Origin of the sequence: Saccharolobus shibatae B12 (genome assembly GCF_019175345.1) — an archaeon.
Lineage (GTDB): Archaea > Thermoproteota > Thermoprotei_A > Sulfolobales > Sulfolobaceae > Saccharolobus > Saccharolobus shibatae.
Map to the genome: position 1 here is coordinate 135062 of NZ_CP077717.1, position 10960 is coordinate 146021.

Below are 10960 nucleotides of genomic sequence, written 5' to 3' on the forward strand. Positions count from 1 at the left end.
ACTTAATTTTGCCCACCCGGCCACAGTGAGCGGGCAACACCCGGACTCATTTCGAACCCGGAAGTTAAGCCGCTCACGTTGGTGGGGCCGTGGATACCGTGAGGATCCGCAGCCCCACTAAGCTGGGATGGGCTTTTATATTTCTCTGATTTTAAGATTACTCTGAGTTGAATGAAGAAAGTATATGATGAGATTTATGCCTATATTAAACTTGATGATAGAGAAGCCAAGATAATAGATATGCCTGAGTTTCAGCGCCTAAGGAGAATAAAACAGACAAGCTTAGCATACTTGGTATATCCTGGTGCTACTCACACTAGATTTAGCCACTCATTAGGTACCTTTTATCTTACTACAATTTTAGGTGAGAAATTCAAACAATTAGGAATAATAACTGATGAAGAGTCAACCTATCTAAAGTACTCTGCATTACTCCACGATATAGGTCAATTTCCTTTTAGTCATAGTCTCGAGCCTCTATATCTAGAAAAAGGATTATCAAATAAGGATTTAAGATATATGATAATTTCCAAGTCCCCTTACTTTAGGGATTTTTTTGATAAAGAGTCAATTGACTACAATAAGATTCTAGATATTTTAAATGGAAATTCTATGATTTCATCAATTATAAACAGTGACGTAGATGTTGATAGGATGGATTATCTAGTTAGAGATTCGAGACACACAGGAGTGCAACTAGGCAATATTGATTTATATAGACTTCTAGATACTATCTTTTATGGGAATAATAACGAAATTATTGTCCAGGATAAAGGCATATACAGTTTAGAGAACTTTTTCATATCCAGGCTTCACATGTATCAAGCTGTATATTATCATAAGACGATAATAGGTTATGAGTTAATGCTGAGAGAAATTTTTAGAACTATTCATGATTGCTGTGATTCGTCAATTTTAAGCGTTGATAATTTAAGAGATCTTGTCTATGATTCCTCAATATCCTATTGGGATGATGAATGGGTCTTCATGATCCTTTACACATATCTCTATTCCTCTAACTCTCCCCTTTATTTAAAAGACAAAATAAGGAATTTCTTGGATAGAAGAGGTCCTAAGGTAGTTTATGAAGAGGTCTCCTATAATAACGAAACGAAAGGAGGAGATATTGAGATTAAGGAGCTAGTTGACCGATTAGAGAGAAATCAAATTCCTAGGACTTCAATATATCCCATTGAGGAAAAAATAAAAATACTCAGTAAGGATAAAATAAATATAATTTCGAATAATAATGAGATTAATATAATTAAGTATAAATCCACGTTAATTAATCATATACCAGAGACTTTAACTATTAGAAGAATTTATGTAGATCATGAATACGCCAAGAGAGCTAGAGATGTCGTTCCATGATAAAATTAGTTTTAATGGATTTAGATGGAACGTTAACCGAAGATAGGGATTCTACGAGAATTGACCTAGATGCAATTTACGCAATAAGGCTCTTGCAGGAAAAAGGGATTAAAGTAGGTTTAGTTAGCGGAAATTCTTACCCAATCCTTAGAGGGCTTTACACATATCTTTATTTAGATGGTGGAATTGTCGCAGAAAACGGATGTATAGTATTTTACAAGGAAAAATATAGGTTATGTAAACAAATGGATAAGAATCTAGTAATTGAATTTAAATCTCTATTTAAGTTAAGGGATACATGGCAAAATGAGTATAGGGAATGTGATTTTGGCTTCGTTCCCGCAAAATTAACTGATGAAATGATAAATTGGGCTAAAGAAAAGAATCTGTATATTAAAAGTAGTGGATATGCTGTTCATATTGCATATAATCCAGCAGGGAAAAGTGTAGGAGTGGAAAAGTTGCTTCAATTACAAGGTTTAAAGAAAGAAGATGTAGCAGCTATCGGTGATTCGTCAACTGATATAGAATTGTTTCAACAAGTAGGATTCAAAGTAGCAGTAGGAAATGCGGATGATGAACTGAAAGATATAGCTGATTATATAACAAGTAATAAAAGCGGAAAAGGTGTAAGGGAATTTGTGGATAAATTACTAAAAGGGGAGCTTGATGTCATCAAGTGAACTACGGGAAATTATATATAAATACGCTCTTCAAAACGCGGTAAAGCATAATGGTAAAGCTGAAGCGGGCCCGGTGATAAGTAAGATCATAGCGGAGAGGCCGGAATTAAGATCTAATGCAAAAGAAATAGTAAAAATTGTCAAGGAGATTATAGATCAAGTTAATTCACTAACCTTGGAACAACAAATAGCTGAAATTGAAACTAAGTATCCTGAGTTATTAGAAGAGAAGAAGCACGAAGAAAAAAAGAAAATATTACCACCCCTTCCTAACGTTAAAGGACAAGTGGTAACTAGATTCGCACCTAATCCAGACGGCCCTCTTCATTTAGGAAATGCCAGAGCTGCTATCTTATCTTACGAATACGCCAAGATGTATAACGGTAAATTCATACTGAGGTTTGATGATACAGATCCTAAGGTTAAAAGACCAATTCTAGACGCATATGATTGGATTAAGGAGGATCTAAAATGGTTGGGGATTAAATGGGAACAAGAGCTTTACGCTTCAGAGAGACTTGAGGTATACTACAAGTATGCTCGTTATCTGATAGAAAAGGGACACGCTTATGTTGATACATGTGATTCTAGTACTTTCAAGAAGTTTAGAGACAGTAGAGGCAAGATGAGGGAGCCAGAATGTCTACATAGAAGCTCTTCACCAGAGAGTAACCTAGAACTTTTTGAAAAAATGCTAGAAGGAATGTTCAAAGAGGGAGAAGCTGTGGTTAGGTTAAAGACCAATTTAATGGATCCGGATCCCTCTCAAATAGACTGGGTAATGCTTAGGATAATTGATACTACTAAAAATCCTCATCCACGAGTAGGGAGTAAGTATTATGTATGGCCTACCTATAACTTCGCTTCTGTAATAGATGATCATGAACTTGGTGTTACTCATGTATTAAGAGCTAAAGAACATATGTCGAATACGGAAAAACAGAGGTACATTTCTGAGTATATGGGATGGGAATTTCCAGAAGTCTTACAGTTTGGGAGACTAAAACTTGAGGGTTTTATGATGAGTAAGTCGAAAATAAGAGGAATGTTAGAGAAGGGTGCCAATAGGGATGATCCTAGGCTACCAACTTTGGCTGGACTCAGAAGAAGGGGAATCTTACCAGATACTATTAAAGACGTGATAATTGATGTTGGAGTAAAGGTAACTGATGCCACTATAAGTTTCGAAAATATTGCTGCGATTAATAGGAAAAAATTAGATCCAGTAGCTAAAAGAATAATGTTCATAAAAGATGGCGAAGAGTTTGCCATTGAGCTACCTCAAACGTTGAAAGCTAAGATACCCTTAATTCCTTCTAAACAACAGGAAGTGGATAGAACTATCATTGTTAATTCTGGTGATAAAATTTTGATAGAATCTATCGATGCAGAAGATGGAAGCGTATTGAGGTTAATGGAGTTGTGTAATGTCAGAGTTGATAAGCGTAATCGTAAGCTTGTTTTTCACAGTAAGACGTTAGATGAGGCTAAGAAAGTCAATGCAAGAATAGTTCAATGGGTAAAATCGGACGAAAAAGTTCCAGTAATAGTAGAAAAAGCGGAAAGAGATGATATAAAAATAATAAATGGTTATGCAGAAAGAATTGTAAAGGATTTGGAGATAAACGAAATTGTGCAATTTTATAGATTTGGATTTGTAAGAGTGGACAAGAAGGACGGTAATATGGTCTTTGTAATCTTTTCACACAATTAATCTCCTCCATGTAATCCAAGGAGATTTTTATTATCGATTTAATGTATACCTATCATTTAAGTGACACATAAGAGGAACATAGAACAAAAACTCTCACATATAAATATATAAATTTATATTTAAAGACTCCAAAAACCTGGATGGCACTTATCTTCACCTAAAAGGGCTAAGCTTTTGCCTTATTCTATAGTAAACTTTATTTTTTGCTAATACTTTTAAAGACTTGCGTGACGAAACTAGAGGAGGATGAACGCGATGTCAAAAGCTAGTTATGTTAAGTTTGAAGTACCGCAAGATCTAGCAGATAAGGTATTAGAGGCAGTAAGAAAAGCTAAGGAAAGTGGAAAAATAAAGAAAGGTACAAATGAGACAACAAAAGCAGTAGAAAGGGGACAAGCTAAATTAGTAGTTATTGCTGAAGATGTACAACCAGAGGAAATAGTTGCACACTTACCATTGCTATGCGATGAGAAAAAGATACCTTATGTATACGTTTCCTCTAAAAAAGCTTTAGGTGAAGCTTGTGGGTTGCAAGTGGCTACAGCATCTGCTGCTATCTTAGAGCCTGGCGAGGCTAAGGATTTAGTTGACGAAATAGTTAAGAGAGTAAACGAAATTAAAGGTAAAACTTCAAGTTAAATCCAACAATATTTTTTACCACTAAACTTATTTTGTTTTTAGTCCTATCTAATAATTAGTTATGGGCCCGTAGCTTAGCCAGGTAGAGTGCTGGGCTCCAGATATTAATGCTAGACATTGGGTCTAAAGACCCTTTATGGGGATGAAGTGTATCTGGAGAGGAGAGACCCAGTGGTCGCGGGTTCGAGTCCCGCCGGGCCCATACATCTAAACGAAAAAGAAGACAGACTTTAATTTTTGCCAAGTTATCTAATTGTTGATGAACTGGGACGAAAGGAGAATAAAAATTGTTGAAGAATTAAGAAAAAATGGCATTGAGCCATATCCTCATAAATACGAAATAACACATTTGATCAAAGATATTAAGCTTCTTGCATCATCACAAGGTAACAAATCCCATGAGCCATTTATGTTTAATATATCTACAGCAGGGCGTGTAGCTAATATCAGAAGGCATGGAAAAGCATCATTTGTAGATATATTTGATGAAGGTGAGAAATTACAAATATATATGAGGGTTGATGAGCTTAAAGAGAAATATGACAGATTCTTCACATACGTTGGTAGAGGGGATATAATAGGTGTAAGAGGTGATTTATTTTATACCATGAAGGGAGAATTAAGCCTACTCGTAAAGGATTACCAATTATTATCGAAAGCCCTTATAGAACCTCCAGATTGGTCTAAACTTTCCCCAGAATTTAGATATGCGCATAGATATGTGGATTTCCTCTATAATGATAATGCTAGGAAGGCTATGGAAATAAGATATATGATCATAAGAGAAATTAGAGAGTTTCTCTATTCTAAAGGCTTTATTGAAGTTGAAACGCCTATTGTTCAACCAGTATATGGTGGGGCATTAGCAAAACCGTTTAAAACACATGTAAATTACTTAAACGAAGATTGGTACTTAAGAATAGCGTTAGAATTGTACTTAAAAAGGTATGTAATAGGTGGATTTAACAAAGTTTTCGAAATAGGAAAGGTCTTTAGAAACGAAGATATTGATGTAACTCATAACCCCGAGTTTACTCTCTTAGAGCTCTATTGGGCATACGCTGACTACAATGATATAATGAATTTAACTGAAGATCTACTTAAAAGTGTGATCAAAAAGGTTACAAATAGTACTAAGGTAGTATATGGAAAATATGAAATAGACTTTGAAGCTCCCTTCAAGAGAATCAGTATGTATGATTCTTTATCTGAAATTTTAGGTAAGAACGTTGAAAATATGAGTGATGATGAACTTAAGGAGCTAATGAAAAAATATAATCTAATTCCTAGAGGAAATCAGTATGTTAGAGGGCTAATGATAGAGAAATTATTCGATAAACTAGTTACACCCACTTTAACCAACCCAACCTTTATAACTGATTACCCAATAGAGACTACACCCCTTTGTAAACCACATAGGAATAAACTTGGACTAGTAGAAAGATTCGAGATGTTCATAGCAGGCATGGAGATCGCAAATGCGTACACGGAACTGAATGACCCTATATTACAAGATAAACTATTTAGAGAAGAACAAGAGATGTTTAGAAGAGGAGATGAGGAGGCTCATCCTTACGATAAGGATTTTGTAAGGGCCTTAAGTTATGGAATGCCACCTACTGGAGGTTTAGGTATTGGTATAGATAGAATAGTTATGTTAGTGACAAATAGTTATAGCATCAAAGAAGTTATTCCTTTCCCCATGATAAGTAGTAAGGTTATCCTAGAGGACGATTAGAGAGAAATATCGCAAATATAAAGATCAAGAGGAATAGTGACTGTAAATAATATGAAATTTTTTCGCCGTTACTTTCTCCCAGTACTCTCTTTAATAATTCAGTGAAGAGTTTTCCTCCATCCGTTATTATAAGGGGTGCAGCATTAAATACAGCTAAGCTGAAATTCACTATAAATAGCCATGTAAAGAAAGTTAAAATTGCAATCAAATAATCTGGAATATAGTACGTTACATATACTCCCAAAAGGTGATCAGGTACGTTAACAGTTACATTACTCAAAGTACCATTAGGATGTTTAAGAGTTATAAAGACGGTATTGTATTTATAAAGAAGTTCATGAAGCTGGGATAATGTCGTTACATGATAACCATTTATATAGCATATCACATCACCGGCATGAATTGACGCATTAGCAGCCGGAGAGTTATTAATTATTCCCTCTATCATTATTCCTTGAGACAGTTCTGAAGGTAAATATGGAAGTTCAAAGGAAAACGGAAGTGCTATTAGTGCTAAAACTAAATTAATCACTATTCCAGCAGCAATTATTTTAAGTTTTGCATCAGTTGTGGATTTATTAAAATCATCTTCGTCTGGTTCTACAAATGCTCCAGGAAATATTCCAAGTAATAGAACTCCTCCATTTTTTACCTTTACATTATTTGATGTGGCGGACAATGCGTGAAAAATCTCGTGTATAGCTACTGAAACTCCTATAGCTAGTAATATGTAGGGTAACTGGGAAATACTTATCGTTAAACCTGGAATTATTGGTTTTAGCGCTATTGTCGGAGTTTGATTGGGTTTGATGGTCAGCATTTCTATTATTACATATAATATTGTTGAAATTCCAGCTATCATAAGTAAAAAACCTAAAGGTAGGGCAATTTTTTCATAAACTCTATAACCTTTTGATCTGGAAAATCTAGGAAACCAATATTCCCTGGCTTTTTTCCTCCATAGTATAAAAAATGGATAAACTGTTAGGTTATATTTCTCTAGTTTTCTTCTAAAAACATAGATAATTAGCCAAAAGGATAAGAATATCGTTACAGCTAAGTATATTTGATCCACAAATCTAATAATGTATTTAGAAATTAAAAAGATGTGCAAATAGAGTATACGGAGCGTCATTGGAAAATCTTAAATGACAAGAGAAAGATAGCCATTGAAATCCTTTCACTCTTGAAACAATATGGGATGGAAGGTTATGTTTATGGTTCTGTTGCTCGTGGTGATGTGAATGAGAAAAGCGACGTAGATGTTATAGTATTTAACCCTAATCAAATCGTATTGGATACGCTTAATGTGAATCATAAGTATATCGTTCAAGCTACACCAAATTCCGTGCCTAAGGCATATTTATCAATAGATGAAGAAGAAACTATAGTTATTTCCTTTCCATTGGGCAGATTAAGGAGAAATGAGATTGAGTTTTATTCATTTGGCGGTCTAGTAGATTTAAAGGATCTTCTAGAAAATAGAAGAGTCCCTGGCGTTAATAAGAAACTGATGTTAATAATCCCAACTGAAAACGGTCATATGGAAATTCCATTGGAAGGAAATGAGGATTACGCTTCAAAACTTCTTAAGATTTCACTAGATACTATAATGGAGAGAAAAAGGTTATTGGCTAAGAGAATGGAGCGAGGACATACTGGCATTTTTTTGAGATACGATTTAAGCGGTAACGAAAGTATTTATGACGCATTTAACAAGATGTATAAGTCTAACAAATTTTTCAAGAGGATGGTAGATGTCTGAGCTTAATGGAGTAAGTCTTAGTTTATATTATAAGTTAGAAGTAAGAGATTTGAAAAATACTCATATAAAGGAACTTGTGTCATTTAATCTTGTATTAAGCGATGGTAGACAAATAGGTAAATGTAATTACTTTAGCGGCAGGGGTTACTATACTCCTTGGTTAGAGATAGATTACTATCCTATCCTAAGAAATGAAAATCTAGAGGAAAATTTTTTCAAGGTTATATATAACTTCCTCTCTCCAGGAGGAAAACTATTTGTAACCTACATTAGGGATAATGAAACCCGTGAGATGCTATATAAGGGTACTCATCCTGCTGAGACTCCTCTAGGTTCATCATTATTATTAGCAGGCTTCACTTGGTTTAAAGATTGGTATTTTCCGGAGGGCGGTAACGAGGGTTTTCCTAAGCTACAGTCAAATAAGCCCCTTAATGGTTATGAGGGAGTCAGACAGTTAGAGGTAATAAGAGAAGAAATTAAAAACGTGAATATCATTAAAAGGATAGATGAGTTAATTGACCATTATAGGAAATCCGGAGATAGGACTATACACTGGAAAATTACCTAAAGGATGTGAACTCTGTAGATTAGGAGGTAAATTAGTCCTCTTTATCACTGGCGAATGCGATGACAACTGCTATTATTGCCCCGTAAGTGATGACAGATTTGGAAAAAATAGGATATTTGCAAATGAGACTGAAGTAAAAGACGCTATGGACGTCATATATGAGGCATATAGGATGAAAGCTCTAGGTGCGGGAATAACTGGTGGTGATCCTATTCTTGAAATAGGTAGAGTAATTGAGATTATTGACAAGCTAAAGAATGAATTCAGTTCGGATTTTCATATTCATCTTTACACTACTGGACGTTATGTTAACGACGATGTAATGAAGGAGCTGGTTAGTGCAGGACTGGATGAGATACGTTTTCACCCAGTAAAAGAGCTATATCTAAATGCAGTAAAGATAGCTTTAAAGTACGATATTGATGTAGGTTTAGAATTACCAGCTATTCCGAACGAGGGGGATAAAATTGTCAGATTAGTTAAATGGGCTGAGGAAAATAATGTTAAGTTTGTAAATTTAAATGAGCTAGAGCTAAATGCTAGAAACTATTTGAATCTAAACAGTAAAGGTCTTCATGCTAAACATGGAATAACGGGAGTAGAAGGTAGTTTTGATACTGCCTTAGATGTTCTAAAAAAATTTGAAGAAGACAAAAAGATTACTGTCCATTATTGTAGTTCTGTTTATAAAGATCTGGTGGAAACTAGAACTAGATTTTTTAGAATAATCAAATATAATTCAAAACCCTATGAGGAGTATACTAATGAGGCCACAATTGTAAGAGCAATAGTTAAGACCAACCATAAGATTCCCTCTTTGGAGAATTTTGGAGAGTTTAATGGTTCAAATGAATACTCTGTTTCGCCAGGTATTATCAAAGATCTATTAAATGAGTACACTGATTTAATAGACGAAATTTATATAGTTGAGGAGCACCCTGATTCACGAAGATTAAGAGTAGGAGAGAAGCTAATTTATTCTAAATCTAAGAATAGCTAATATACCAGTAAGATTCTTTAATTCAAAATAGATTGGCGATTCTTTAGGCACTAATATTATCTCCCCCCTTTTATTTTCTATATCCTCAAGAATTCTTTCAATTGCTAGCCTTTCTTGATCGTTTGAAGATAATAGGTCTTCGATCAGTAAAACTGTTTCTACAGCACCCATTTCGACAGCATTCTTTACTTGTTCCAAGCCATAGGTCACTAGTTCTGGTTGTTTAGCCAAAAGTTCCATAGCCTTTTCCATTTTCTTAGCTCCTATTGCAATCTCATAATCTGACATTATCTTGTCTATTATATCTCTCTTCAATATTTCATGAAGACCAGTCCTAGTGGCCGATGATACGCTATCAATATAAACCTTCTTATTTTTTAAAATATTATTTACTTTTTTAGCTACTTCCTCTTTAAAGAATCCAGGCCCAGCTAGTAGTATAGCATCTGGATTGTATTGTTTCACATACTCTGCAAGCTCCGTTGCAACCTCCAACGCATTTTGCTCTATTATTCCTTCTTCCTCATTTAATGATCTTAATGATTTCTCCGAGAGTATCTTTATCCCTTGCTCAAATGGTATTGCAATCAAATACTCATCAAAATCTACCAATGCAATTATTATCTTGCTTCTCTTATCAGCTTGCTTCTTAAGTTTATCTAACGCATACTTATTCCATTGTTGTTTTATAATGATAATCTCATCTCCTATATCTAAATTAACAGTATGATGAGCTCCTCTTATTCCAAATCTTTCAGGAGCATCTTCTATTATTCCATGAATTCGTAATCTATTTGTGAACTCTTGAAACTCTGTATAATCTACTTTAAGGACAATGGTCATTGGTATTCTTCTACTCTCCTTTCCCAATCCTATGTCTCGGGTAGTTTTAGCAACTACTTTATCGTCTTTTTCTAGAATTAAATGTAAAATCCACAAATCGTCCTCTGACTCTATATGTAGTTTGACTGCTTGGCGTTTCTCATCAAATTCTAATATTCTCACAAATTATAGTTTCATAGCATGGTAATTATAACTGATGCAACAGAGGCAGATTTAGGTCAGATATTCGAGATAGAGACAGAAAGCTTTGACGATCCGTATCCCTATTCGTTATTAAGGGCATATTTGTTTCTTGCAAATAAACTTTACTTGGTTGCAAAAGAAGGAGAGAAAATAATAGGGTATATAATAGGCATAATTCAATATGGCTATAGAGGGCACATCGTTTCAATAGCTGTAGAACCCGCATACAGAAAGAAGGGTATTGGAACCAAACTTCTGAGTGAGATTGAGGAAAGATTCAAGTTGAATGGAGCGAAATACTCATATTTAGAAGTCAATATTAATAACTTACCAGCAATTTCCTTTTATCGAGAAAACGGTTATCTTATAATGTATATGCGTAGGAATTATTATGGAAGAGGTAAGCACGCGTTTGTGATGATAAAGAATTTATACTATAAATTTTTAGATTAA

11 protein-coding genes, 1 tRNA gene and 1 rRNA gene are annotated in these 10960 nt (G+C 34.6%); 11 read left to right on the forward strand and 2 right to left on the reverse strand.

Annotation, left to right across the window (positions count from 1 at the left end):
- Positions 1-12: 12 nt before the first annotated feature.
- The 7 genes from rrf (at position 13) to lysS (ending at position 6145) form a co-directional block, all read left to right on the forward strand.
- Positions 13-131 (forward strand): 5S ribosomal RNA (gene rrf / locus J5U23_RS01045).
- A gap of 40 nt (positions 132-171) precedes the next feature.
- Positions 172-1371 carry an HD domain-containing protein gene (locus J5U23_RS01050; RefSeq protein ID WP_218266652.1) on the forward strand — a complete coding sequence of 400 codons (1200 nt, stop codon included), beginning with the start codon at positions 172-174 and terminating at the stop codon, positions 1369-1371.
- Positions 1368-2054 carry a phosphoglycolate phosphatase gene (locus tag J5U23_RS01055; RefSeq protein WP_218266653.1) on the forward strand — a complete coding sequence of 229 codons (687 nt, stop codon included), beginning with the start codon at positions 1368-1370 and terminating at the stop codon, positions 2052-2054. Before J5U23_RS01050 ends, J5U23_RS01055 begins: the two co-directional genes overlap by 4 nt.
- Positions 2041-3768, forward strand: coding sequence for a glutamate--tRNA ligase (locus tag J5U23_RS01060; RefSeq protein WP_218266654.1), 1728 nt, complete (start codon positions 2041-2043; stop codon positions 3766-3768). Before J5U23_RS01055 ends, J5U23_RS01060 begins: the two co-directional genes overlap by 14 nt.
- Before the next feature lie 255 nt (positions 3769-4023).
- Positions 4024-4407 carry a 50S ribosomal protein L7Ae gene (gene rpl7ae, locus J5U23_RS01065; RefSeq protein WP_012711999.1) on the forward strand — a complete coding sequence of 128 codons (384 nt, stop codon included), beginning with the start codon at positions 4024-4026 and terminating at the stop codon, positions 4405-4407.
- Positions 4408-4470: 63 nt separating this feature from the next.
- Positions 4471-4609, forward strand: a tRNA-Trp gene (locus J5U23_RS01070).
- 57 nt (positions 4610-4666) lie between these two features.
- On the forward strand, positions 4667-6145 hold the full coding sequence (gene lysS, locus J5U23_RS01075) for a lysine--tRNA ligase (RefSeq protein ID WP_218266655.1): 1479 nt from the start codon (positions 4667-4669) through the stop codon (positions 6143-6145).
- Here lysS and J5U23_RS01080 read toward each other — a convergent pair.
- Positions 6126-7280, reverse strand: coding sequence for a site-2 protease family protein (locus tag J5U23_RS01080; protein WP_218266656.1), 1155 nt, complete (start codon positions 7278-7280; stop codon positions 6126-6128). The two genes, lysS and J5U23_RS01080, sit on opposite strands and share 20 nt — an antisense overlap.
- Here J5U23_RS01080 and J5U23_RS01085 point away from each other — a divergent pair.
- From J5U23_RS01085 to J5U23_RS01095, 3 genes are read left to right on the forward strand one after another with little or no spacing between them, the layout of a single operon-like run.
- Positions 7254-7910 carry a nucleotidyltransferase domain-containing protein gene (locus J5U23_RS01085; RefSeq protein WP_218259064.1) on the forward strand — a complete coding sequence of 219 codons (657 nt, stop codon included), beginning with the start codon at positions 7254-7256 and terminating at the stop codon, positions 7908-7910. The genes J5U23_RS01080 and J5U23_RS01085 overlap by 27 nt on opposite strands.
- Positions 7903-8481 carry a DUF1122 family protein gene (locus J5U23_RS01090; protein WP_218259065.1) on the forward strand — a complete coding sequence of 193 codons (579 nt, stop codon included), beginning with the start codon at positions 7903-7905 and terminating at the stop codon, positions 8479-8481. Before J5U23_RS01085 ends, J5U23_RS01090 begins: the two co-directional genes overlap by 8 nt.
- A complete protein-coding gene (locus J5U23_RS01095; protein WP_218266657.1) occupies positions 8429-9481 on the forward strand; it encodes a radical SAM protein in 1053 nt (350 codons plus the stop codon). Before J5U23_RS01090 ends, J5U23_RS01095 begins: the two co-directional genes overlap by 53 nt.
- Here J5U23_RS01095 and J5U23_RS01100 read toward each other — a convergent pair.
- The gene (locus J5U23_RS01100) at positions 9452-10486 is read right to left on the reverse strand and encodes an mRNA surveillance protein pelota (RefSeq protein ID WP_218266658.1); all 1035 of its coding nucleotides are present in this window, start codon (positions 10484-10486) and stop codon (positions 9452-9454) included. The genes J5U23_RS01095 and J5U23_RS01100 overlap by 30 nt on opposite strands.
- An 18-nt stretch (positions 10487-10504) precedes the next feature.
- On the opposite strand from J5U23_RS01100, the gene rimI reads away from it, so the two are divergent.
- A complete protein-coding gene (gene rimI, locus J5U23_RS01105; RefSeq protein ID WP_218259068.1) occupies positions 10505-10960 on the forward strand; it encodes a ribosomal protein S18-alanine N-acetyltransferase in 456 nt (151 codons plus the stop codon).